The 24198-nt window shown below is 67.6% G+C and carries 26 protein-coding genes and 2 pseudogenes; 9 read left to right on the top strand and 19 right to left on the bottom strand.

Translation table 11 applies throughout. The features are described 5' to 3' along the window. Positions 1-68 precede the first annotated feature (68 nt). From istB to mca, 13 genes and pseudogenes are all read right to left on the bottom strand, one after another. Positions 69-884: an IS21-like element helper ATPase IstB gene (gene istB / locus V9G04_14800; GenBank protein ID MEI2714519.1), complete on the bottom strand. Its 816-nt coding sequence runs from the start codon at positions 882-884 to the stop codon at positions 69-71. After that, complete coding sequence (gene istA / locus V9G04_14795; GenBank protein ID MEI2714518.1) at positions 884-2113, bottom strand: IS21 family transposase; 1230 nt, start codon at positions 2111-2113, stop codon at positions 884-886. Before istA ends, istB begins: the two co-directional genes overlap by 1 nt. Before the next feature lie 1007 nt (positions 2114-3120). Continuing rightward, complete coding sequence (locus tag V9G04_14790) at positions 3121-3663, bottom strand: hypothetical protein (GenBank protein ID MEI2714517.1); 543 nt, start codon at positions 3661-3663, stop codon at positions 3121-3123. A gap of 44 nt (positions 3664-3707) precedes the next feature. Continuing rightward, positions 3708-4586 carry a type IV toxin-antitoxin system AbiEi family antitoxin domain-containing protein gene (locus V9G04_14785; protein MEI2714516.1) on the bottom strand — a complete coding sequence of 293 codons (879 nt, stop codon included), beginning with the start codon at positions 4584-4586 and terminating at the stop codon, positions 3708-3710. Between the two features lie 251 nt (positions 4587-4837). Beyond that, complete coding sequence (gene dmpG / locus V9G04_14780; protein ID MEI2714515.1) at positions 4838-5395, bottom strand: 4-hydroxy-2-oxovalerate aldolase; 558 nt, start codon at positions 5393-5395, stop codon at positions 4838-4840. Between the two features lie 23 nt (positions 5396-5418). Beyond that, positions 5419-5853, bottom strand: a complete 435-nt coding sequence (locus V9G04_14775; GenBank protein MEI2714514.1) for a hypothetical protein — start codon at positions 5851-5853, stop codon at positions 5419-5421. Continuing rightward, positions 5850-7145, bottom strand: coding sequence for an acetaldehyde dehydrogenase (acetylating) (locus V9G04_14770; protein ID MEI2714513.1), 1296 nt, complete (start codon positions 7143-7145; stop codon positions 5850-5852). The genes V9G04_14775 and V9G04_14770 overlap by 4 nt, the downstream gene beginning before the upstream one ends. After that, a complete protein-coding gene (locus V9G04_14765; protein MEI2714512.1) occupies positions 7139-7612 on the bottom strand; it encodes a hypothetical protein in 474 nt (157 codons plus the stop codon). Before V9G04_14765 ends, V9G04_14770 begins: the two co-directional genes overlap by 7 nt. A gap of 159 nt (positions 7613-7771) precedes the next feature. Then, positions 7772-7921 (bottom strand): hypothetical protein, encoded by a 150-nt coding sequence (locus V9G04_14760; protein ID MEI2714511.1) that lies wholly within the window; start codon positions 7919-7921, stop codon positions 7772-7774. A 115-nt stretch (positions 7922-8036) separates the two neighbouring features. After that, a pseudogene (locus tag V9G04_14755) lies at positions 8037-8138 on the bottom strand (IclR family transcriptional regulator C-terminal domain-containing protein). 271 nt (positions 8139-8409) lie between these two features. Continuing rightward, positions 8410-8490, bottom strand: a pseudogene (locus V9G04_14750) (helix-turn-helix domain-containing protein). A 41-nt stretch (positions 8491-8531) separates the two neighbouring features. Continuing rightward, complete coding sequence (locus V9G04_14745; GenBank protein MEI2714510.1) at positions 8532-8765, bottom strand: hypothetical protein; 234 nt, start codon at positions 8763-8765, stop codon at positions 8532-8534. Between the two features lie 4 nt (positions 8766-8769). After that, positions 8770-9699 (bottom strand): mycothiol conjugate amidase Mca, encoded by a 930-nt coding sequence (mca, locus tag V9G04_14740; protein MEI2714509.1) that lies wholly within the window; start codon positions 9697-9699, stop codon positions 8770-8772. A gap of 30 nt (positions 9700-9729) precedes the next feature. Here mca and V9G04_14735 point away from each other — a divergent pair, with 30 nt between their 5' ends. The 3 genes from V9G04_14735 to V9G04_14725 all read left to right on the top strand — a co-directional run bounded on the left by V9G04_14735 (position 9730) and on the right by V9G04_14725 (position 11579). Then, entirely contained in the window at positions 9730-10137 is a 408-nt protein-coding gene (locus V9G04_14735) for a DUF4307 domain-containing protein (GenBank protein MEI2714508.1), read from the top strand. A gap of 171 nt (positions 10138-10308) precedes the next feature. Continuing rightward, positions 10309-10806 carry a transcription elongation factor GreA gene (gene greA / locus V9G04_14730; protein MEI2714507.1) on the top strand — a complete coding sequence of 166 codons (498 nt, stop codon included), beginning with the start codon at positions 10309-10311 and terminating at the stop codon, positions 10804-10806. Between the two features lie 74 nt (positions 10807-10880). Then, a complete protein-coding gene (locus tag V9G04_14725; protein ID MEI2714506.1) occupies positions 10881-11579 on the top strand; it encodes a hypothetical protein in 699 nt (232 codons plus the stop codon). Here the strand turns inward: V9G04_14725 and V9G04_14720 are convergent. The 4 genes from V9G04_14720 to V9G04_14705 all read right to left on the bottom strand — a co-directional run bounded on the left by V9G04_14720 (position 11549) and on the right by V9G04_14705 (position 15753). Continuing rightward, positions 11549-11833 (bottom strand): hypothetical protein, encoded by a 285-nt coding sequence (locus tag V9G04_14720; protein ID MEI2714505.1) that lies wholly within the window; start codon positions 11831-11833, stop codon positions 11549-11551. The two genes, V9G04_14725 and V9G04_14720, sit on opposite strands and share 31 nt — an antisense overlap. Positions 11834-11967: 134 nt before the next feature. Then, a complete protein-coding gene (gene ilvA / locus V9G04_14715) occupies positions 11968-13197 on the bottom strand; it encodes a threonine ammonia-lyase (protein ID MEI2714504.1) in 1230 nt (409 codons plus the stop codon). Continuing rightward, on the bottom strand, positions 13194-14534 hold the full coding sequence (locus V9G04_14710) for an AI-2E family transporter (GenBank protein MEI2714503.1): 1341 nt from the start codon (positions 14532-14534) through the stop codon (positions 13194-13196). The genes ilvA and V9G04_14710 overlap by 4 nt, the downstream gene beginning before the upstream one ends. A gap of 46 nt (positions 14535-14580) precedes the next feature. Continuing rightward, positions 14581-15753 (bottom strand): cystathionine gamma-synthase, encoded by a 1173-nt coding sequence (locus tag V9G04_14705; GenBank protein MEI2714502.1) that lies wholly within the window; start codon positions 15751-15753, stop codon positions 14581-14583. A gap of 42 nt (positions 15754-15795) precedes the next feature. Between V9G04_14705 and msrA the strand changes: the two genes are divergently transcribed. After that, positions 15796-16440, top strand: a complete 645-nt coding sequence (gene msrA, locus V9G04_14700) for a peptide-methionine (S)-S-oxide reductase MsrA (protein MEI2714501.1) — start codon at positions 15796-15798, stop codon at positions 16438-16440. Positions 16441-16775: 335 nt separating this feature from the next. On the opposite strand, the gene V9G04_14695 is transcribed toward msrA, so the two are convergent. Then, a complete protein-coding gene (locus tag V9G04_14695; GenBank protein MEI2714500.1) occupies positions 16776-17060 on the bottom strand; it encodes a DUF1905 domain-containing protein in 285 nt (94 codons plus the stop codon). Positions 17061-17372: 312 nt separating this feature from the next. Here V9G04_14695 and V9G04_14690 point away from each other — a divergent pair, with 312 nt between their 5' ends. Genes V9G04_14690 through V9G04_14670 form a run of 5 tightly spaced genes read left to right on the top strand, consistent with a single transcriptional unit; the run spans position 17373 to position 23445 of the window. Then, positions 17373-18578, top strand: coding sequence for a hypothetical protein (locus V9G04_14690; protein ID MEI2714499.1), 1206 nt, complete (start codon positions 17373-17375; stop codon positions 18576-18578). Positions 18579-18632: 54 nt separating this feature from the next. Beyond that, positions 18633-20288, top strand: a complete 1656-nt coding sequence (locus tag V9G04_14685) for an FAD-binding dehydrogenase (protein ID MEI2714498.1) — start codon at positions 18633-18635, stop codon at positions 20286-20288. Continuing rightward, on the top strand, positions 20285-21220 hold the full coding sequence (locus tag V9G04_14680) for a hypothetical protein (protein MEI2714497.1): 936 nt from the start codon (positions 20285-20287) through the stop codon (positions 21218-21220). The genes V9G04_14685 and V9G04_14680 overlap by 4 nt, the downstream gene beginning before the upstream one ends. A gap of 24 nt (positions 21221-21244) precedes the next feature. Continuing rightward, on the top strand, positions 21245-22564 hold the full coding sequence (locus V9G04_14675; protein MEI2714496.1) for an AarF/ABC1/UbiB kinase family protein: 1320 nt from the start codon (positions 21245-21247) through the stop codon (positions 22562-22564). Positions 22565-22584: 20 nt separating this feature from the next. Continuing rightward, entirely contained in the window at positions 22585-23445 is an 861-nt protein-coding gene (locus V9G04_14670; GenBank protein ID MEI2714495.1) for a CPBP family intramembrane glutamic endopeptidase, read from the top strand. On the opposite strand, the gene V9G04_14665 is transcribed toward V9G04_14670, so the two are convergent. Further along, entirely contained in the window at positions 23442-24197 is a 756-nt protein-coding gene (locus tag V9G04_14665; GenBank protein ID MEI2714494.1) for a TylF/MycF/NovP-related O-methyltransferase, read from the bottom strand. The genes V9G04_14670 and V9G04_14665 overlap by 4 nt on opposite strands. Position 24198: the final 1 nt, after the last annotated feature.

Genomic DNA, 24198 nt, shown 5'->3' with positions numbered 1-24198 from the left:
ACCGCCTGTCGACGGCGCTCCAAAGCTGGTCGTTCTCGGCGCTTGAAAAGTGAGCGGTGTTGCCGAGTCTAGGGCTCGGTCTGGTCGGTGGTGGCGCGGATGCTGGGCAGGCTGTCGATGCCCCTGCCGCGCAGTCGGTAGCTGGCGCCCTTGAGCGTCAGCACATCTGCGTGGTGGACGATGCGGTCGATCATCGCCGCGGCGACGGCCTGGTCGCCGAACACGCCGCCCCAGCCGCTGAACGGAAGGTTGGATGTGAGGATCAGGGAGGCGTGTTCGTAGCGGCTGGACACGAGTTGGAAGAACAGGTTCGCGGCGTCCTGTTCGAAGGGCAGGTAGCCGACCTCGTCGACGATGATCAGCCCGTAGCGGCGCAGCCGGGTGAGCTCTTGGGGCAGCCTGCCGGCCCGGTGGGCGTCGGTGAGTCGGGTGACCCACTCTGTCGCGGTTGCGAACAGGACGCGGTGGCCGTGTCGTGCGGCGGCAACGCCCAGGGCGGTGGCCAGATGGGTCTTCCCGGTCCCGGGCGGGCCGAGCAGGACGACGTTGCGTCCCTCGGTCAGGAACCCGCCCGATGCCAGCGCGCCGACCTGGGGGCGGACGGTTGGTTGGGCGTCGAAGTCGAAGTCTTCCAGCGTCTTCACGGCACCGAACCCGGCGGCGCGGATCCGGAGCTGTGCACCTGAGGCGTTGCGGGCGCTGACTTCTCGTTCCAAGACCGCAGCCAGATAGTCCTCGTGGGTCCAGCCGGCGTCGCGGGCCTGGTCGGCCAGCCGGACGGCGGCCTCGGTGATCCGGGGCGCTTTGAGGGCCGCAGCGAGGTAGGTGATCTGCTTGACGGCCTCGGTACTGGCTGCCTTGGCGGCGTTCTTCGTGGTGGCCATCAGATGATCTCCTCCCAACCACCGGTGCCGCCGCTGATCCCGAAGGCGCGGTCGTAGTCGGACAGGTCCCGCACCAGGTCATCGCCAGCGGCCGCGCGGGCGCTGGGCTGTTGGAACTGTTTGCGCAGCCAGCCGGCGACCTCGACATGTGCCGGGTCGGTGACCGTGGTTCCTCTGGCCCAGGCGCGGGCATGCTCGGCCACGATCCGGCCCTCGGCGCGGACCCGGACGCAGTCGAGGTCGGCGGCCACGTCGACCATCCGGCCGATCACCTGCGGGTCGACGGAGTAGTCGTTGGTGTCGAGGCGGACGTAGTAGTCGCGGCCCAGCCGGATCTTGTTGCGCCACCCCAGGTGCAGCGGAATCGGCGGCAGCGGCAACATCGCCGCCCGGTCGGCGTCAATCAAATCGCTCGGCGCGGCCTTGATCGTGCGGACCGTCCGGGCGTTCGCCTGGCCCAGCCAGTCGGTGAACTGGGTGTTGAAGTCGGCCGGTGAGGTGAACGTGCGACCTGGCATAAAGGAGGTCTCGAACCAGCCGTTGCGGCGTTCCACCACGCCCTTGGACTCAGGGTCTCGCGGCGGCAGCAACACGAGCTTGGTGGCCAGGGTGCCCATGAACGCGGCGACACCCTCGGCGCGACGTGGGCCGCGCCCGATGCCGGGCTCGTTGTCCCAGATCAGCCGCCGCGGGACCCGGCCCAGTTGCTGGATCAGCTCCCACGAGCCCAGCAGCAGGTCCTCGGTCTTCCGCGTCGGGATCATCCGTGCGGTCACGAACCGCGAATGTGCCGCAGTGATCACCAGCACCGGCAACAGCTTCGTGGTGCCGTCCTCGAGCGGGATCTTCCTGGGCGGGAACCACAGATCGCACTGCGCCGCGTCACCCGCAGTCCAAGTGATCCGATCCGCGGGGTCGACGGGGCGGTGCTCGGGACGCAGCCGCCGCACGTTCTCGCTGAACCACCGGATCGAGCCCGTCCAGCCCACCCGCTCGGCCAGCACCGTGGCCGGCATGTCCGGAACCTCGACCAACAGCGCCCGCACGTGCGGCTCGTACTCCGTGAACGACGTCGGCCCCGGCGTCCGCACGTACCGCGGCGGCGCGTCCGAATTCACCGCCTTGATGACCGTGGTCCGCGAGATCCCCAGCCGCTCAGCGATCCGCGCCTTCGGCACCCCATCCGCAGCCAGCCTTCTGATCAGCGCCCAGTCCTCCAAAGTGATCACACTCCAATCGTTGAGTGCTCACTTTTCACCGCCGAAACTGTTCAGTTTTCGAGCGCCGCCGACACCGCCCCGCCGCTTTGTCGGTGCGCTCGCCTATGTTTCGATCGAGGAGGAGAACAGGTGCCACAACAACGTTCGGCGACGTGCGGCAAAGACCGATACGCGACGAATTCCCATGCGATTCGGGTGGCGATTGGCGCGTCCAAGCGCTCTGGTCGGCCCCTTCGCGTCTACCGATGCGAACGCTGCCGAGGCTGGCACCTGACCAAGAGGATCACGTGGACGGACGACCAGCCATCGAAAGATGTCCCCGCCGCCTCGCTGCTCAACGACTTCGACCATCGCCTCGGTTGCACCTGCAGCCGATGCGCATGGCTCGGCGCAGAGCACCTGAACCTGTGAAGCGCTCCGCGTCCGCCGCATAGATCACCACCGCCGATCGAGACTGGTTCGGACAAGCCCGCAGGTCGCCTGGGACCTCGCGCACGACCTCTGCCTAGACAGTGACTACGGCTGGGCCGATCTGGCCGACGCCTACCGGAAGATCGACCCACTCGCGGTCCTGCCGATCCACGAGCGACTCGTCCGACACGAGCTCACCGAGACCGGCGCCGAGCACCATCGCCGAGCCGCCAAGCGACTGGCGGCGATGCGCAAACTCGCGCCCACACCCGACTCAGCTGCGCGGGTCGACGCCCTGATCTCAAGCCTCCGCGAGGAGCACAAGCGGCGGCCACGGCTCCAGCAGGAGTTCACCTGCGCCGGGCTCCCGTGACGTACGCCAGTCCGGGTCAGACCCGCGCATAAGGGAGGTGGCAGAGCGCACCAAGGCCCTCCGGGGGCCCGCGGTTCGTCGGTTTGACTCACCCGCCCGGGTATTCCGGTGGTTCAGTCACCAGCAGAATCCGTGCATTCCGATCTCTAGCCTGATGTCTCGCGCCGCACGGACGAATCGGGTGCCATCCACGTGATCCCCCATCCCGAAACCGACCAGCTGGCCGTCGACGTCATGACTCGGCCAGACCTGTTGCGGATCGTGCGGTGCGGTGGCGGCGTGGAGCTTCTCGCACAGCGGTTGGGCTCCCGAAGTACCACACCGTGTCGTCGGGCATCGCCACGACCGCCAAGACTCTCGCCTCGCACTTCGACGGCGCTGCAGCGAGTTGGTACCTCCGCAGCCATGCTGAGCACCGACACCAGTCCGCCGGCCGGGCCTCCAGCATGTTCACCAGCTCCCCATCGGGCATCTGGAGATCAAAGGTCTCCAGGAAGCCGTACGCATCGATGCCCGCCTCGTTGAGCGCGTCGGCAGCGTCGGGGACGAAGAGCTGCCAGAGCGAATCCCAGTTGTCGGTGCAGATCCACTCAACCGTGACCAGTCGCGCGCGCTCATCGATCGTTGCTTCGAAGCTGTGCAGCAACTCTGCGGCCCGAAGCGCCTCCACCACCAACTCGCACGTGTTGGAGGCGATCTGCACAGGCGCGTACTTGCCTTCCCATGGAGTCACTACCGCGTACGGCAGCGCGTCACGGTTGGCCATGGTGCTCACCAGCAGAGTCCAGCAGTGACCACCGACAAGACAGCGACCGATCCTCAGGCAGCAAGCCGGCGCTGCTGGCGGGCGACGACCTCGGCGAGCACCGCGATCACTCGCTCGGGTTCGAACATCACCTCGTGCCAGGTGAAGCGCACCACGATCCACCCGGCGCGCACCATGTCGGTGTAGCGCCGGATGTCGCGCGCGAAGCCGTCCTCGCTGCCGTGGAATTCCCACGACTCTGCCTCGATGACCAGGCTCAGCAAGACATCCACCAGGTCGGCTCGACCGATGTGGTCGACCCAGAGTTGCGGCTGCACCAAGAGTCCGGGGACCTGCATGCACAGGGCGCGTAGCGCGGATTCGAAGGGGTTTGCCGCCCGGCCGTCTGCGGCGCGGGCGACGGCGACCGCCGCCGCTCGTCCGGTGCGCGGACCTCCCTCGGCTTCGGTGATCAACTGCTGATGGCTGATCCGCCCCTCGCGTAGCGCGGAGTCGGCGACACTGAGCGCCTCGCTGAAGGGCAGCGTGCGCGCGCAGTCGGTCACGGTTCGCAGCCGACTCGTGCGGTGCCCATCCACGTCGTCTGGGCCGAGGTCGCCCCACCGCACGTCGATGCCTGCGCGACGCTCCGGCGTCAAGCTGCGGTTCCGCGGCACTACGACCATCGGTTTGCGGGGCGCGAACTGGACCTTCCACTCGTAACCAAGAGCGGCGGTCAAGTGACTGGACACGCCTCCGACCCGCGCGAAGGCCGCTTGCGCGTCGACTGCGTCCGGCAACCCATAGATTCCGCGGCGCAACCTGACGATCTCTCCGGCCAACACCGACTCACGCACCTGCCGGGCGGTGAGGAAGCGTCGAAGTTCCTCACGCGTGGCCACCCCGCCGGCGCGCATCACAGCCTCCACTGCGGTGACTGGCTCCGGCTCCACGTGCCCACCATGCGTGACTGCCGCGAATCGCACGCGGCGTTTCCACAGGGGGCGCCGCTCAGGCGGTGGAGGGGCGGTCCGAAGTGGCGTTACTAACTAAGGCAGTTGGAGGATCCGCGGACTAGGTCCCCGCGCAAACCCCGGCATGATTGGGCTGAGAATCGGCGAACTGCCTTAGTTAGTAACCGTGGCCGGGACCACGGGCGCGCCGCGGACGGGCGCGTGCGACGGCGGGGTGCCGCAAACCAAGCTCAGGCCCGCGACCGCACCAGGTCCAGGGCGATGTCCACGATCATGTCCTCCTGGCCACCGACGAGGCGCCGCTTGCCGACCTCGACGAGCAGGTCGCGGGTGTCGATTCCATACTGAGCGGATGCGGCCTCTGCGTGGCGCAGGAAGGATGAATACACGCCTGCATAGCCCAGCGTCAGCGTCTCGCGGTCCACGCGCACCGGCCGGTCCTGCAAAGGACGGACCAGGTCGTCGGCGGCATCCTGAAGTTTGAACACGTCACACCGGTGGTTCCAGCCGAGCAGGTCGGCCACCGCGATGAACGGCTCGATGGGGCAATTGCCTGCGCCCGCACCCTGCCCGGCCAGCGAGGCATCGACGCGATAGACGCCCTCCTCGACCGCGACGACCGAGTTGGCCACAGACAAAGACAGGTTCTCGTGGGCGTGGATGCCGAGTCTGGGTGCTCGGGCGACGAGCACGTCGCGGTAGGCCCGGATCCGTTCCCGCACTCCGTCCATCGTGAGTCGGCCACCCGAGTCGGTGACATAGACGCAGTGCGCGCCGTAGGACTCCATGAGCTAGCGCCTGCTGGGCCAGCTCAGCAGGCGGCGAACATGTGCGACATCATCAGGAAGGCCGACACGTCCATCCCGATCTCGCGGGCGGTCTCGATGTGCTGCTTGGCGACGTCGGCCTCGGAGCAGTGGGTGGCAACCCGCACCGAGCGCACGCCCAGGGAGTACGCCTGGCGCAGCGCCTCCACGGTGCCGATGCCCGGCACCAACAATGACGTCAGCTTGGCATTCTTGATGACACCGGCCGCCGCCTCGATCCACTCCCAGTCGGTATGCGAGCCGGGCCCGTAGTTGATCGAACCCCCCTGCAGCCCGTCGCCGTGGGTCACCTCGATCGCGTCAACACCGGCGTCGTCCAACGCGGCCACAATGAGAGCCACGTCAGCCGGATCGATCCGGTGCCGGATCGCGTGCATTCCGTCGCGCAAAGTGACGTCTTGGATATAGAGCTCGGTCATGTCAGGCACCCTTCAGGCTGAGCCGCGACCTGCTCGCCCACGCGCAGCGCGGCGGAGGTCATGATGTCGAGATTGCCCGCGTACGCAGGCAGGTAGTGGGCGGCTCCCTCGACCTCGAGGAAGACCGACACCTTGTGCGAGACCTTCACCTCGCCGACGCCTTTGCCAAGCAGCGTGTGCACCGGGTCGGACGAGTCGACCGGCGTGAACTGCACCTCCTGCTTCAGGCGATACCCGGGGACGTATTCTGCGACCGACGCCACCATCTCCTCCACCGATTCGCGAATCTTGGGCTGCAAAGCCCCGGAAGGGTCGTCGATCAGGCAGAAGACCGTGTCGCGCATGATCAGCGGCGGCTCGGCCGGGTTGAGGATGATGATCGCCTTGCCCTTCCAGGCGCCGCCGACCTCCTCGATCGCCAGCGCCGTGGTCTCGGTGAACTCGTCGATGTTGGCACGCGTGCCAGGCCCGGCCGACTTCGACGCGACGGAGGCGACGATCTCGGCGTACGGCACGGTGGTCACCCGCGAGACGGCGTAGACGATCGGGATCGTGGCCTGGCCGCCGCACGTGACCATGTTGAGGTTCTCGGCGTCGAGCGTGGGTCGTCGAGGTTGACGGGCGGTACGACGTACGGCCCGATCGCCGCGGGGGTCAGGTCGACGAGGCGCTTGCCGAATGGCGCAAGCGCTGGCCGCGTTGGCGCGATGCGCGCCGGCCGAGGTGGCGTCGAAGACGATCTCGATGTCGTCGAAGCCGTCCATCGCGATCAGCCCGTCGACACCTTCGGCGGTGGTCGGGAACGCCGAAACGTCCGGCTCGCGCGAGCCCATCGGAGTCGGGATCGATGCCGACCATCGCGGCCATCTCCAGCGTCTTGGCAGATGCGCATGATCTTGATCATCAGGTCGGTGCCGATGTTGCCCGAGCCGATCACGGCGACCTTGGTCTTGCTGCATCAGATGTTCTCCTACTGAAAATGTGGCGGTGACCGAGCCGAGGTGGCTGATCTCCGCGCGTACGACCGCGCCGGCAGGCACGGGGTGGACTGGACCGAGAGCGCCGGACAACACGACCTGGCCGGCGCGGAGCGGCTCGCCGTATTCCAGAGCGGCGCTGGCCAGCCAGGCGAGGGCGTTGAGCGGGTCGCCGAGGCAGGCGGCGCCGGTGCCGGTGGAGACCTCTTCGCCGTCGCAGGTCATCGACATCGTGACGTCGATCGGCGAGAACTCGTCGAGGGTCAGCCGGGTAGCCCCGAGGACGTAGAGCCCGGACTGAGGCGTTATCAGCAACGGTGTCGCCGAGTTTGATGTCCCAGTCGGCGACCCTGGAGTCGACGATCTCGATGGCCGCGCGCGCGTGGTCGACGGCCGACGCGCACCGACTCGGCCGTGAACGGACCGTCGGCGAGGTCGGCAGAGAGTACGAACGCGATCTCGGCCTCAGCACGCGGCTGGAGCAGCCGCGACATCGGCACGGTGTCGGATTCGGCGTACTCCATGTCGGCCAGCAGCACCCCGAAGTCCGGGGTGTCAACGCCGAGCCACTGCTGTACGGCCGGCGAGGTGAGACCGATCTTGCGGCCGACGACGACTCCACCGGCGACGATCCGGTCGGCGATGATCAGTGACTGCACGGCGTACGCGGCGGCAACGTCATCGGAGCCGATCAGGTCACGCACCGGGGCGCAGGGCGTACGCGTCGACTCAGCCTCCTGAAGGCGGCGGGCTGCCTGCTCGATGGGCGTCTGCTCACTCATGCCCTCAGCCTGGACGCCCGACCAGCGCCAAGCCAGCAGAGAGTTCCGCTCACCGGAACACCGATCGGGACTCAGCCCCCGCTTTGTCCGCTAAGCCCCCGGATCGTTGGGGGTTGAGCGGACCACGGTCCGCTCGACCGCCCGGGGGCTAGGGGTGGGCTAGGGGCGCATCGCCGCGCGCCGGGCGAGCGTCGCGCCGATCGCCTGGGCGGCGGCTCGCACCGCGCTCGCGTGCTGCTCGGGGCGAAACCGGGTCACCGCCCCGGCAACCGACACCGCAGCAACGGGTAGGTCTGACGAATCGAGCACCGGAGCGGCGACGCAGGTGATCCCCAGCGCCGCTTCCTCGAATTTCGAACGCCACTCCCGATGTGACCACGCCCTCCAAGTGTGAGGCGAGCCGACCCGGCGCGACGAGGGTTCGCGCGGTCAGTCGCGTGAGTGGCGCGGCCAGGATCGAGGCACGCTCGTCTGCAGGGAGGTGAGCGAGCAGAGCTTTGCCGATCGCGGTGGCATGCAGCGGCATCCGGCCGCCGATCCGGGTCGGCGATTTCCGCGGATCGGTGCCCGCCCACACGGGCGACATACACGACATCGGCACCCTCAGCCACACCCAGATGCACGATCTCGTGGGTGCGCTCGTAGAGGTCTTCGAGGAACGGCATCGCGACCTCGATCAGGGTCCGCTCCACCGAGGCGAGCATGCCGAGTTGGAAGAGTTGTCCCGACAAGTGATAGCCGTCGTCGCGGCGATCGATCAGCCGCTCGTCCACCAAAGACGCCAAGGTGCGATGCAGCGTCGCCTTCGGCAGGCCCGTACGCCGCTGCAACTCGGCGAAACCTACGCCGTCATCCTCCGCGGTGAACGCCCGGAGCACGGCGAGCGCCTTGCCCAGGACGGTCGACGCGGGCGTGGGCGTCACGACCCAGAGTTCGACTCAGAATCAGACCCAGAATCCGCCTCGGCAGCTCGCTGGTCGAAGACGCCCGCCTCGGCATTGGCGTTGGTCTTCTTGATCTGGCGGGTGAACGACCACAGCAACAGCGCGGTGCCCACGATCAGCAGTACGAAGATCAGCGCGCCCCACGGCCCGGCGACCACGTCGTCGTCGTCGGGCGCGGTCTCGGCAAGCCGCAGCAACAAGGTGATCACCAGATCATTCTCCCCCACCGGCCCCGCTCACCGGCAGCGGGATCCCTGCGAAGAGGTCGTTCTCGGGAAGTTCCGAGGCGACCTCGCTGTGGACCAACTCGTAGTCCTCGGTGGGCCAGGCCTTCTCCTGCAACTCGCGCGGGATGGCGAACCAGAAGCTGTCCGGGTCGATCTGGGTCGCGTGCGCCAGCAGTGCCTGGTCGCGTACGCCGAAGTATTTCTCGCAGCGCACCCGCGTCGTGATCCGCATGTCCCAGGCGGGGTCGCGTTCCCAGTTGGCCAGCCGTTCGGCGTACGGCGACTCCAACTCGTGCTCCAGCATCGCCTGGTGCAACGCGTTGGTCTTCTCCCAACTCCAGCCGTGGTGGTAGTAGAGCTTCAACGGCTGCCACGGCTCCCCCGCGTCCGGATAACGCGTGGGGTCGCCGGCTGCGTGGAAAGCCTCGACCGAGACCTCGTGGCACTTGATGTGGTCGGGGTGCGGGTAGCCGCCGCGCTCGTCGTACGTCGTCACGACGTGCGGCTTGAGAGCCCGAATCAGGCGTACGAGCGGCTCGGCCGCCTCCTCCAGCGGCACCAGTCCGAAGCAACCCTCCGGCAGCGGTGGCTTGGGGTCACCGTCAGGCCAGCCGGAGTCGACGAATCCCAACCACTCCTGCTGCACACCGAGAATGTCGCGCGCGCACTCCATCTCGCGCCGGCGTACCTCGGCGATCCGGTCACGGATCCCCTTGCGGTCCATCTTGGGGTTGAGGATCGAGCCGCGCTCACCACCCGTACACGTCACGACCGTGACCTCGACACCGTCGTCGACATAACGCGCGGTCGAGGCCGCACCCTTGCTCGACTCGTCATCGGGATGGGCGTGTACGTGCATCAGGCGCAACCCGGCGAGCGGCTCGCCCGGGAACGGAGGGGTGGGGTGCTGCGACATGGGCTGGAGTCTAGGTGTGAGGATCGGGGGGTGACCTCATCAGCGCAGCGTCCCGCCGACCGATACGGCACCCCGTCGCCTGGACGCCGCAAGGCGGGGATCGTGCTGATCGGCCTGATCGTGGGTTCCGCGCTGGCGTGGGTGGCCTGGGCGGCGTGGTTCCACTCCCGTCCGGTCGTCACCTCGGACCTGTTGTCGTTCGAGGTGCTCAGCGACCACGAGGCGACCGCGACGGTGAAGGTGGGGATGCGCGGTGAGGCCGACGAGGACGGCGTCCGTTGCAAGGTGCAGGCCGTGGCGGCCGATCACTCCTCGGTCGGCGACTTGTCGTTCGTGCCGCAGGAGGGCACCAACACCGTGACGGTCCGCACCGAACGCCGCGCCACAGCGGTGACCTTGGAGGGCTGCACCGGGGACGGACAGAACCGTCCGCGCTGAGCAACGACCTGCGAAATCAGCACCCACTCGCTAGACTTGCCTCTAACGCAACACCCGCGGCCGTTGACGCATGCCTCAACGCATGGCCCTGCGACCGGCCGAAACACCCGCCGCACAACGGATGTGGCATACGCAATTACCAAGCATCATCGAACGTTGGAGGACACCCTCATGACTCAGAGCGACCTGGACAAGGTGTGGTTGACCCAGGAGGCGTACGACCGGCTGAAGTCCGAACTCGACGACCTCAAGGGCCCCCAGCGCCAGGCGATCGTCGAGCGCATCTCCTCCGCGCGCGACGAGGGTGACCTCAAGGAGAATGGTGGCTACCACGCCGCCAAGGAGGAGCAGGGCAAACTCGAGATGCGCATCGCGCAGGTCGAGGACCTACTGCGTCGCGCCGAGATCGGTGACACCCCGCCAGACGACGGCGTGGTCGAGCAGGGCATGAAGGTCACCGTGCGTTTCCCGGCCTTCGACGAGACCGAGATCTTCCTCTTCGGCAGCAAGGAACTCGAGAGCGGCGACGATCTCACCGTCTACTCCCCGCAGTCGGCGATGGGCAAGGCCATCGACGGCAAGAAGAAGGGTGACCTGGTCTCCTACAAGGCCCCCACGGGCAAGGAGATCCAGGTAGAGATCCTCGACGCGGTCCCCTATTCCAGCTGATTCTTTTCAGAGTCAGTCACATTCGGCGTTCGTGCCGGACATCTCCTGAGTGAATGCTTACCTCAGGAGGAACCATGAACGAGCAGCCTGATCCGCTTGCAGTGCTCCGGCGGGAGTCGTACGACAGCCAAGCCGTGCGCGCCGCGCAGGACAACCTCACCCGCGACATCGTCCGGCAGGCCCCGGCTCGCCGGACACGGCGTCGACGGATTGCGCTCGGGGTCATCGCCCTTGGCGTGGCAGTCCCCGGCGTCGCCGCCGCAGCCGAACTCGCCGGTGTGCATACGGGTTGGTTCGGCGACCCCGTGAAGAACACCGAGGACGTGGACACGTCCGAAGTGCTGAACATCTGCTCGCCTGACTATCCCGCGACGATTCCGGGCCCACCAGCCGAAGAGCGCCCTGCCGGCTGGGACTTCGTGGTCGCAGATCACCGAGAAGTTGGTCGATCAGGCCCGCCGCAACCCCGACTGTCGCCCAGACGGCACCGGCGCGATGATGCAAGAAACCGGCATCGACTCGATGTATGCCTCCACGCCAAGTGCCTGTGGGTCGGCGATGCCCGTGCTGCGGCAGCCAAGGGTGACGACTCGCGACGTGAGCGCGCCGGTCGCGAGTTGAAGACTCTGGCCAACAGCGAGCTCAACCACAAGATCGACGGCGGCGGAGTGGTGGCACTCGACAACGCCGTCGCCGACGCGGTGCTCGCGGGCGACATGGCCGATGCCGATCTCAACAGCTTCTACGGCGCCAACTGCGAGCAACAGCCGTGAGCGCCCCGACCGACAGGTTCGAGGCGCTGGTCGCGCTCCACGGCACCGTTGTCCTCGGGTACCTCGCCAGGCGTACGGACCCTCGGGAGGACGCTGCGGATCTGCATGCACAGGTGCGGAGTCGTACGCCAGCACAACCTCGCGGCCCGGCTGCGCGACGAGGTGCGCCAGATTGAGCCCGAAGCAACGATCAGGCCGACGCGATCCTGGCCGGCTTGAGCGCCGAGGATCGAGAACTCGTGACGCTCGTGCATTGGGAGGGCTTGACGATCGCCCAGGCAGCGCAGGTGCTCAAAGTGTCAGCCGCAGCAGCACGCAAGCGGATGGAGAGGATCCGGGAGCGGGCCCAGTCGGCCCAGTCGGCCCAGTCGGCCCCGTCGGCCCCGGCTCAGTCCGCAACCAGATAGCCCGCGTCGCGCAGCCCAGCAACGACCGCTTCGGCGTGCTGCTGGCTGCGCGTCTCGAGTTGTACGACGACCTCCACCTCGTGCATCGACAGCGACGGCGACACCCGCTCGTGTTGCAGGTCGATCACGTTGGCGCCCAACGAGGAGGTCTCGGTAAGCAACCCGGCCAGCCCACCCGGGAGGTCGCTGATCACGATCGACAGCGAGAGGAATCGACCCGCCGACGCAAGACCGTGCTGGATCACCTTGCCGAGCAGCAACGGGTCGATGTTGCCGCCGGACAACACCGCGACGGCGGGCGTCTCGAATGCGGTCGGGTCATCCATCACTGCGGCGACCGCGGCGGCGCCGGCGGGTTCGATGATCAGTTTGGCGCGCTCGGCGACGGTCAACACCGCGCGAGAGAGAGAATCCTCGGAGACGGTCAGGATCTCGTCGACGTGCTCCTGGATCGCCTTGAACGTGATGTCGCCCGGACGTCCGACCGCGATCCCGTCGGCCATCGTGGTCATCTTCTCCAACTGCACCGGGTGTCCTGCTTGGAGTGACACCGGGAAGGCCGCCGCGCCTGCCGCCTGCACGCCGACGATCCGTACGTCCGGCCGGGCCGCCTTGACGGCGATGGCCACACCCGCGAGCAGACCGCCGCCACCCAAAGGCACGACGACCGTGCGTACATCAGGCTGCTGCTCCAGGATCTCCAAACCAGCGGTCCCCTGCCCCGCCACGATGTCGACGTGGTCGAAGGGCGAGATGAAGACCGCGCCGCTCTCCTCGGCGTACTTCTTCGCCTCGACGATCGCCTGGTCGAGGTATTCGCCGTGGAAGCGCACCTCCGCGCCGTACCCGATGGTCGCGTTGATCTTGGGGATCGGGGCACCGGTCGGCATATAGACGACGGCCTTGATCCCGAGTTCCTGCGCAGACAAAGCCACACCCTGGGCGTGGTTGCCCGCACTGGCCGCGACAACTCCCGCGGTGCGCTCCTCGTCGGTCAGCCGGGAGAGCCGGACGTACGCCCCTCGCGGCTTGAAGGAGCCGGTGCGTTGCAGGTTCTCGCACTTGAGGCGGACCATTCCCCCGGCGCGGGCGGAGAGCCACCGCGCGCCGGCCATGGGCGTACGCAGGGCGAACCCGTCGAGGACCCGCGCGGCTTCCTCGATGTCGGCCAAAGTCACTTCAGCCAGGTTCACCTCGGGGATCTGGGTCACTCGTGCTCCTCAGGCTCGGGCCGAGGACGGTTCGCGGTCTCCGGGGGGACGTCACCCACCTCTCCGTCGTCCTCCCCCGGATGGAGGTCGTCAGCGGGGCCGTGGCGCGCGAGTTCGCCCTCGAGCAGTGTCCTCGGATCGTCGCCCACATCGGTCGACTCGGCAAGGTGTTGTACGACCGCATTGCCGGCCGCGATCAGAGGCACAGCGAGCAGAGCGCCCGCGATCCCCGCGACCAGGACGCCGCAGCCGATGCCGACGATGACGGCCAGAGGGTGCACCGAGACCCAACGCCCCATCAAGAAGGGCTGGAGGATGTGCCCCTCGATCTGCTGGACCAAGATCACGCCGCCGAGCATCAGCAAAGCCGTGATCGGTCCCTGGTCCACCAACGCGACCAGGACCGCGACCGTGCCCGCCACCGTGGCACCCACCATCGGGATGAAGGCACCGAGGAAGACGAGCACGCCGATCGCCAGCACGAACGGCACGCCGAGGATCGCCGCGACGATCGCGATGCCGACGGCGTCGACGAGCGCCACGATGACCGTCGCGCGGACGAACTGGGTCAGCGATACCCAGGCGACCCGACCCGACGAGTCCACCTTCTCGCGGGCGGCGCGGGGGGCCAGACGTACGCACCAGGCCCAGATCCGCTGGCCCTCGGCCAGGAAGAAGTAGGTCGAGAACAGCACGACGAAGAAGCCCGCGAAGATGTGCCCGACTGTGGTGCCGACCTCGGCGACCTGGGTCAGGGCGCTGCCCTCCTTCGTACGCTCGGTGATCGCCTTCTGGGCCTGGTCGAGGTAGTCGTTGATCTGGCTGTCGCTGGCGTGAAGGGGTCCGTCGCGCAGCCAGTTCTTGATCTTGCCGATGCCTTGGACGACCGAGTCCGCGAGGTCCTGGGCGCCCTGGGCGACCTGCTGTCCCGCGAAAGTCAGCAGCAGCACGACGGCGCCGAGTCCGACCAGGACCACGAGCAGCGCGGAGAGCCCTTGCGGCAGCCCGACGTCTTTGAGCTTGCGTACGACCGGGAACGCCAAGGCACTGATCAGCATCGCGATCGCCACGGGTAGGGCGATCACGGAGACCTTCGAGAGCCCCTTCATCAAGACCAGCCCGGCGGCCACGATCACGAGGAAACGCCACGACCAGGCGGCGGCGAGGTCCACGCCCCAGGGCACCTGGGCTCGGCTGAAGTCCGTACGCCCGGCGCCGATCGCGATCGGTTGCTCGCGCCGACGCAGCTCGCGCAGTTCCCGCAGTTGTTCGCGTTGCTCAGCGAGGCGCTGCGCCAAGGTCAGATGGCGTTCGGGTTCGCCGCTCTCCGGAGTCACGCCGACAGGCTAGACCCCAGCGCGCATCGGGCGGCTCACCCCGAAGTCAATCCAGCGCGCGCTCGAGGTCGGCGATCAGGTCCTCGACGTTCTCGATGCCCACCGAGAGGCGGATCAGGTCGGCCGGGACCTCCAGGTCGGTCCCCGCGACACTGGCATGCGTCATCCGGCCCGGGTGCTCGATCAGCGACTCGACGCCGCCAAGGGACTCGCCCAACGTGAAGACCTCGGCTCGGGCGCAGACATCCAGCGCGGCCTGCTCGCCGGCCTTCACTCGGAACGACACGACGCCGCCGAATCGCCGCATCTGCCGCGCGGCGGCCTCGTGTCCAGGGTGCGTGGCGAGGCCGGGATAGATCACGTCGCCCACGGCAGGGTGACTGGTCAGGAAGTCGGCGATCCGCTCGGCGTTGTCGCAATGGCGATCCATCCGTACGCCCAGCGTCTTCAGCCCGCGATGAGTGAGGAAGGCATCGAACGGGCCGGCGACTGCGCCCATGGAGTTCTGATGGAAGGCGATCTTCTCGGCCAGGTCGAGATCTCGTACGACCAGGGCGCCCCCGATGACGTCGGAGTGACCGCCGATGTATTTCGTCGTCGAATGCACCACGACGTCGGCACCGAGCGTCAGCGGCTGTTGGAGATAGGGAGTCGCGAAGGTGTTGTCGACGACCAGCAGGGCTCCGCCGTCGTGGGCAGCGTTGGCCAGTGCCTCGATGTCACCGAGGTTGAGCAGCGGGTTGGTGGGGGTCTCGACCCACACCAGGGTGGTGACACCCGGCTTGATCGCCGCCCGCACTGCGTCGACGTCACTCACCGGCGCCGGATCGTGCTCGATCCCCCACGCCTTGGCGACCTTGTCGAAGAGCCGGAACGTTCCGCCGTACGCATCGTCGGGCAGCACCACGTGGTCCCCCGGACGGCACAATGCGCGGATCAGGGTGTCCTCGGCCGCCAGTCCACTCGCGAACGCGAAGCCGCGCTCGCCCTCCTCGACCGCCGCCAGTGCGCCCTCGAGCGCCGTCCGCGTCGGGTTGGCGGAGCGGCTGTATTCATAGCCGCCCCGCAAGCCTCCGACACCGTCCTGTTTGTAGGTCGACGTCGCGAAGATCGGCGGGATCACCGCACCCGTGGTGGGGTCCGGCTCATACCCGGCGTGGATCGCGCGGGTGTCGAAGCCGGACTTGTGGCGGTGCTCTGCGTGGGATGACTGCGTCACCCCGCGACTCTACGCAACCGGGCGCGAGGCAAACTTGACGGCATGTTCTTCACGCGCAAAGCCGAGATGGTCGCCGCTGATGATGCGCTGCCCGGGCGCAGCACAGCCCTGATGACTCCGGGCGTACGACACCGCGTGCTGGACGCGCCGGTGCTCGCAGATGACGTGCCGGAGGGCCTGTCGGTGGCAGTCTTCGGGCTCGGCTGTTTCTGGGGCGCTGAGGAGATCTTCTGGCAACTGCCCGGCGTCTGGTCGACGTCGGTGGGCTATGCGGGCGGCTTCACGCCGAACCCGACGTACGAAGAGGTCTGCTCAGGCCGCACGGGGCACACCGAGGCGATCCGGGTCGTGTTCGACCCGGCTGTCGTGTCGTACGCGGACCTGGTCAAGCGCTTCTTCGAGGTGCACGACCCGACTCAGGGCATGCGTCAGGGCAACGACGTCGGCACGCAATACCGCTCGGCGATCTATTGGACGACGCCAGAGCAGGAGCGGACCGCGAGCGAGCTCACGTCTCTCTATGGCGCGGAACTCCAGCGGCGCGGCCTCGGCGAAATCACCACGGAGCTGAAGTCTGCCGACGACGTGGACTACTTCTATGCCGAGGACTACCACCAGCAATACCTCGCGGCGAACCCGAACGGCTACCGCTGCCACGCCAACACGGGTGTCCCCTTCCCGGCCTAGTGGTTTCGAGACGCGGCCTGCGGCCGCTCCTCAACCACCGATGAGGCGCCCCCTCGAAACGACGCCAACACGGGTGTCTCCTTCCCCGCCTAGTGGTTTCGAGACGCGGCCTGCGGCCGCTCCTCAACCACCGATGAGGCGCCCCCTCGAAACGACGCCAACACGGGTGTCTCCTTCCCCGCCTAGTGGTTTCGAGACGCGGCCTGCGGCCGCTCCTCAACCACCGATGAGGCGCCCCCTCGAAACCACGCCACCCCCGGTGTCGTTGAGGAGGTCGCGCTGAGGCCGCCACCCCCGGTGGTTGAGGAGGTCGCGAAGCGGCCGTCTCGAAACCATCACACCGCGAGAAACAACCCCACCCCCACCTCATCGCCCAGCCCGAAACCTTCGGCACGACGCACCGCGTCCTTCACCGGCAGGAAGTACGTCCCCTCGCGCGGAAACATCGACGTCGTGAACTCGGTGTCCCCGATCGTGGCGGTCACCGGGATCACGCCCCAATAGGCGATCGCAGCCTTGACCTCATCCACGATGCCCGCCTCGTTCTCGGGCAGTGGGATGAAGAAGTACGGCGCCGGTCCACGCCATTCGACGACCGTGCCGGTGAACTCCAACTTCATCTGCACATCGTAATTCTTTTGTGTATATTTCCAGTTCAAAGGTATTCCTTCGAACATCTATACGATAGAATCGCCACATGAATTCGTACGCTGATCTCGACGCTGTGGCCGTGTTGGCTGCCGCGCAGGATGGCGTACGTCGTCGGCGTGAGGCCGGGCGGGATGAGTTGTTGATCGCGTTGCAGTGGGCGGTGCTGCATGGTGAGTCGATCCGTGAGCGGGACCCGTTGACGACGCCTGGTGGTGAGGGCACGCCGGGGGTGCGGGAGTACGCGCTGCCGGGAGCTTGCGATCGCCACGCAGGTGCACACCATGACGGTGCGGCACCAGGTCGCCGACGCCCTGGATCTGGTTCACCGGCTGCCGTTGACCTGGCGTCGGGTGCTGGATCTGGAGTGCGAACCGTGGATCGCCAGGCGGGTCGCTGCCCTGTCGCGGGCGGTGCCGCGGTCCACGATCGCGATCGTGGACCGCGCCGTGGCCGCCGCAATCGCCGGACACACCCCATCCACGGTGTTCGAGATCGCCGCCGCGAAGGTCCTGGAAGCCGACCCTGACGCGGCGGCGATGGCGCGTGAGCACGCCGCCCGCGAACGGTACGTCCGGTTGTCGCGGGCCGACGAGCAGGGCTTTCGGCATGTGATCGCGAAAGTCACCGCCGGGGACGCTGCCTGGGTCGATGCGATGGTCGCACGTGTCGCCGACATCCTGGCCCTCACGCTTGGTGGGGAGCACAACCACGACGAACTGCGTTCCATGGCGTTCGGGTGGCTGGCCCGACCCGCCGAACTCCTCGAGCTGCTGCTGACCCACACCGAGGAAGCTGTCGACGACGAACCCCTCGACGATGCCGCGAGGCCTGCGTGGGCCACGGATCGGCTCGACCAGATCATCGGCCGACTGTCCGCGATGTCGATCACCCAGCTGAAGGCGCTCCGTGGCGCGGGCGCGACCGTGTTCGTTCACCTCGACGCGTCCGCCCTGCTCGACCAGCACGGCGTCGCCCGAGTCGAGGCGATCGGCCCGGTCCTCGTACGTGCCCTCGCGGACCTGGTCGGGCACGCCGACATCCGACTCCAGCCCGTGCTCGACCTCCACGCCGGCACCCGGGTCGACCGGTACGAGCACCCCGACCAGGTCAAGGACCACACCTGGCTCCTCACCGGTGGCGACACGTTCCCGTACACCAACAGGTCCGCCACCAGAAGCGGCGTCGACTTCGACCACATCAGCCCCTACCGAGAGGGCGGCCCACCCGGGCAGACCAGCACCACCAACGCACAACCGCTCAGACGGACACATCACCGGTGGAAAACCTTCGGCGGCTACCGCGCCCGCCCCGCCGGAGCCGGCCGCATCCTGTGGCAGACCCCCCACGGCCTGTGCGCCCTGGTCGACCACCAAGGCACCCACCTGCTCACCCCACACCAAACCCGGATCATGCTCACCGCACCCGACGGCATCGACCTCTACGTCACCGGCCCGGCAGCCACCCTCGCCGACGACTACCGGCACTGAGACGCTCACCGCACTCGATTGAACTCGGGAAGCATCTTCACCACGATACGAGCCATGGATACAGACATCATCGTCGTAGGTGCTGGCCTGGCCGGCCTGGTTGCTGCCGCAGAGGCGGCCGACGCCGGCCGCAGTGTCGTGCTGGTCGACCAGGAGGGCGAGCAGAACCTCGGCGCACAGGCATTCTGGAGTCTTGGCGGGCTGTTCATGATCGACAGCCCCGAGCAGCGCCGGATGGGGATCAAGGACTCCCCCGAGTTGGCGCGTCAGGACTGGTTCGGCAGCGCGCAGTTCGATCGCGAGGAAGACCGCTGGCCGCGCGCGTGGGCCGAGGCGTACCTCGATTTCGCGGCCGGCGAGAAGCGCGCCTGGCTGCGCGAGATGGGCCATCGGGTCTTCCCCGTCGTCGGCTGGGCCGAACGCGGCGACGGCCGGGCGGATGGTCATGGCAACTCCGTGCCGAGGTTCCACATCACCTGGGGAACCGGGCCAGGGGTCGTCGAGCCGTTCGAGCGCAGGGTGCGTGCTCACGTCGAGACCGGACGCATCCGCTTCGCCTTCCGCCACCAGGTCGACGACCTGATCGTCGAGAACGACGCCGCCGTCGGGGTGCGCGGCACCCTCCTCGAACCTACGAACGTGCAGCGCGGCAAGCCCAGCAGTCGTACGGCCGTCGGCGACTTCGAACTGCGCGCCCAGGCGGTCGTGATCAGCTCCGGAGGAATCGGCGGCAACCACGAACTCGTACGCAAAGCCTGGCCCGAGCGACTTGGCACCCCGCCAAGGCAGATGGTGTCGGGCGTACCCGCCCACGTGGACGGGCGCATGCTCGCCATCACCCAGGATGCGGGGGCGAACGTGATCAATCCCGACCGGATGTGGCACTACGTCGAGGGCATCCGCAACTGGGACCCGATCTGGGACAACCACGGCATCCGCATCCTGCCGGGTCCATCGTCGCTGTGGCTCGACGCGGCCGGCAACCGACTGCCGGCGCCGTACTTCCCCGGTTTCGACACCCTCGGCACTCTGCGGCACCTGCGCGAAACCGGGTACGACTACTCGTGGTTCGTGCTGACCCAGAAGATCATCGAGAAGGAGTTCGCGCTGTCGGGCTCCGAACAGAACCCCGACCTCACCGGCAAGGACGTGAAGCTGATGCTGTCGCGGGTCAAGCCGGGTGCTCCCGGTCCCGTCGAGGCGTTCAAGCAGCACGGCGAGGACTTCGTCGTCGCTGATTCGCTAGCGGATCTGGTGGCCGGCATGAACCGGGTCGCCGACGATGACGTACCTGATCTCGACGCCGAGTCGCTGCGCGTACTCATCGAGGCGCGGGACCGCGAGATCGACAACGACTTCACCAAGGACGCCCAGATCACCGCGATTCGAGGAGCCCGCGCCTACCGCGGCGACAAACTGGTGCGGGTGGCGAGCCCACACAAACTCCTCGACCCCAAGGCGGGCCCGCTGATCGCGGTTCGGCTCAACGTGCTCTCCCGCAAGACCCTCGGCGGACTCGAAACCGACCTGTCCGGACGCTGCCTGCGCCCCGACGGCTCGGTGTTCTCGGGCCTGTATGCGGCCGGCGAGGTCAACGGGTTCGGCGGAGGCGGCATGATGGGCTACAACGCCCTGGAGGGCACCTTCCTCGGAGGCTGCCTCTTCTCCGGCCGTACGGCTGGCAGAAGCGCCGCGAAGGAGACCGCGTGAAGTTCCGGCTGGGACGACCCGACCTCACCCGGTACGCCGACCTGTTCGCGGTTCCCGCGGCTCGCGCCGACAGTTTGAGCGTCACTTTCCTCGGTGTTTCCACGCTGCTCTTCGACGACGGCGAGTCCGCCGTCATGTTCGACGGCTTCTTCTCGCGCCCGTCGCTGCTCCGCGCCGCGCTGGCAAAGCTCACACCCGATGCGGCCCGCATCGACGCAGCCCTCTCACGGATCGGCTTCGGGCCCGGTGCACGCTCGTTGGACGCGGTGGTGCCGGTGCATTCGCACTACGACCATGCCCAGGACTGTGCCGAGGTCGTCCGGCGAGCCGGCGGCGTCCTCTTCGGGGGAGAATCCACCGCCAACATCGGCCGGGGCGCGCGGTTGGGATCCGACCAGATCCACGTGGTGACGCCGGGAGTGCCGGTCACGCAGGGGAACTTCACCCTCACGCACGTGATCTCCGACCACTGCCCGCCCGACCGCTACCCCGGCGTGATCACCGCGCCGCTCACGCCGCCCGCGCGCGTCAATGCGTACAAGTGCGGCGAGGCCTGGTCGGTCCTCGTCGAGCACACCAGCGGTCGCACCGCGTTGGTCCAGGGCAGCGCCGGTTTCGTCCCGCACGCACTCGACGGATTCGAAGCCGACCTCGTCTACCTGGGCATCGGACAACTCGGCATCCACCCCGACACGTTCATCCGCGACTACTGGAAGCACACGGTGAACGCTGTGGGAGCGCGAGGCGTGGTCCTCACCCACTGGGACGACTTCTTCCGACCGCTGGACCAGCCGCTGCGCGCCCTGCCCTATGCCGGGGACGATCTCGACAAGACGCTCTCGGTGCTCTCCCCGCTCGCCGCCGCGGAGCACGCGGCTATGGCCATGCCCAAGGTCTGGCGCCGCGAAGATCCCTGGGCACTCCTGGCCTGACCGCGCCCCTGACACACTGGACACATGAGCGACCTGCCTCGCAAGGCCGTCGCGCGCACCGCGCGGCTGGCGACGCTGCCCCTGGGGTACGCCGGGCGTACGGCCCTGGGGATCGGCAAACGACTCGGCGGTGCGCCGGCCGAGCAGGTGCTCTCCGAGGTGCAGCAGAAGACCGCCGAGCAACTCTTCAAGACGCTGGGCGAACTCAAGGGCGGCGCGATGAAGTTCGGGCAGGCGCTCAGCGTGTTGGAGGCCGCGCTGCCCGAGGACATCGCGGCGCCCTATCGCGAGCACCTCACCGCATTGCAGGACTCCGCGCCGGCGATGCCGACGGCGACCGTACGCCAAGAACTCGAGCGTGAACTCGGCGCACACTGGAAGTCGGAGCTGGTCTGGCTCGACGGCGGACCGACCGCGGCGGCGAGCATCGGCCAGGTCCACAAGGGACGTTGGCACGACGGGCGCGATGTCGCGGTCAAGGTGCAGTATCCCGGTGCCGGAGATGCACTGCTCGGCGACCTGCGCCAACTTGCGCGACTCGCCAAGGGCGTCGCGCCGGTCTTCCCCGGAATCGACATCAAGCCGTTGGTCGAGGAGATCCAGGCCCGCGCAAAGGACGAACTCGACTACGAACTGGAGGCCGAAGCACAAAGTGCGTACGCCGGCGCCTTCGCCGACGACCCGGACATCGAGATCCCCGACGTGATCGCGTGGGGGCGTACGGTCCTGGTCACCGAATGGTTGGAGAGCCCGCACTCCCTGGCCCAGGTGATCAAGGACGGCACCCAGGCCGAGCGCGACCGTTATGGCGAACTGTTCGCGCGATTCTTGTTCTCCGGAGCCGCGCGCACCGGCATGCTGCACGCCGACCCACATCCGGGGAACTTCCGCGTGCTGCCTGAGGGCCAACGCCTTGGTGTCCTCGACTTCGGTGCCGTGGCGCGCCTCCCGGAAGGAAGGCTCCCCGACGCGATGGGTCGGCTGATCCGGATCGGCATCGACGGCGACCACGACAAACTCGTGTCGGGATTGCGCGAAGAGGGGTTCATCAAGGACAACATCCGCGTGGACCCGCAACAGGTGCTCGACTACCTGTCGCCATTTTGCGAGCCGGCGCGCACGCAGACATTCCGGTTCAGTAGGGAGTGGATGCGCGGCCAGTTCGAGCGGATCAACAACCCGAAGGATCCGTCCTTCACGGTCGCGACCAAGCTCAACCTGCCGACGTCGTACCTGCTGATCCACCGCACGTGGTTGGGCGGGCTCGGGTTGCTCTCGCAGCTGGAGTGCGAGGCACCGTTCCGCTCGATCCTCGAAGAGCACCTGCCCGGGTTCCAGCTGTAACGCGTTGTTACGGTTTGGACGTGCCCACACCCACCTGGTCTCGCCTGCCGTTCGCTGCCTGGACCCTGCGCCGCTGCGTGATCGGCGTCGTGGTCGCGGTGCTGCTGATCATGCTCTCGATCCCTTCCACGGTGACGAGCTATCTGGGCGAACCCTTGCTCTCCATTTTGGGCGTCAGCTATGACGACGACCTCTATGGACCTTGCATGGGCGTGCTGGAGAAGTCGATCTCCCTGCTGTTTGCCCTGGGAGTGTTGGTGTGGGTGCTGCGACCGATCAGCAGTCGGGTCCTGGGCATTGCCCTCCAGCCATGGCAGCGGGTCCTGGGCATCGGCGTCGCGGGCGCGGTGCTGCTCAACGTCATCGTCGAGGTCTGGACCCGCGCGACCGGCAATTCCGGGGTCGACGCCGGCCAATTGCGCCAGCTCGGCTTCGGTTCGGCGTCTCTCAACGATCTCCTCTTGGTGATCGCGATCGCGATCGTCGGCCCGGTGTTTGAAGAGTTCCTCTTCCGGGGGCTGCTCTATCGCTCGCTGCGTGAGTCCCTGCGCCGATTCGGCCCGCCGCTGGCCGTGGGCGTCGCCGGACTGGTGAGCGCCCTCTTCTTTGCCGGAATCCACGGCGATCCGACGCAGGTGGCGCTCTTCCCGATGTACATCGTCTACGGTCTGGTCTCCGTCGCGGTGTACGAACTCACCGGAAGTCTGGTGGCGCCAGTCGTCATGCACGCAGCCAGCAACGCCTGGGCCCTCGCAGCGCCAGGGCTCAACGGCCCCGTCAGCACCCCCGCGATGATTCTGGTCGTGCTAGCCCCGGTGATCGCCGTGCTGCTCACGCTGCTCAGCGCTCGAATGCTCGATCTCGTGGGCGGGGACCGCTAGCTGCTGGATCCGGGCACGATCGCGATGCGGCCGGTGTAATCCGTACGCGCCAACATCACCGGACGGTCGAAGGCCGCCAGCCATTCGTCGACAGCTTTGCGGGCGCCTTCCCAGTGGCCGTAGTCGTCGATGATCAGCACGCCGTAGGGCGCCAGCCTCGGGATCAGGTGATCGAGCTCGTGCTTGGTGGATTCGTAGAAGTCGGTGTCCAAACGCAACAACGCGATCTGCTCGGGGGCTTGCTCGGGGATGGTGTCTTCGACCATGCCGCGTACGAAGTGCACCCGCTCCGCCGGGTAGCCGACCGACCCCACGTTGCGCTGGACGTCTTCGAAGGGCGCGTACGCCCACAGCGGGCTGCCCTCACGCTCCTGCTCCGCCATGCCCTTGGCGGCGTCCTCGCCGGTGATCGTGACATCGACCTCGGTCGGCTCCGACATGCCTTCGTAGGTGTCGAACAGGTAGGCCTCACGACTTTCGTCGCCCACCTCCTGCAGGGTGCGCAGCATCGCCATCGAACTGCCGCCGCGCCACACGCCGCACTCGACGATCGCGCCCGGGATGTTGTGTTTGACGACATAGCGGACCGCCTCGCAGGTCGCGAAAAGCCGCTCCGGGGAGGTCATGGTGAAGTCCTTGACCGTCGCGATCGTCGCGCGCGTCGCGTCGTCGATATCGGGGAGTTCTGCTTGAGGTCCGGCCAATCTGGCGCGGGCGGCGGAGACGAGGTTCTTGAGGCGATCCGTAGCCATG

This window comes from Nocardioides sp., assembly GCA_037045645.1.
GTDB lineage: Bacteria > Actinomycetota > Actinomycetes > Propionibacteriales > Nocardioidaceae > Nocardioides.
Note: the sequence above shows the minus strand (reverse complement) of the source record. Positions and strands in the feature narration are given on the sequence as shown.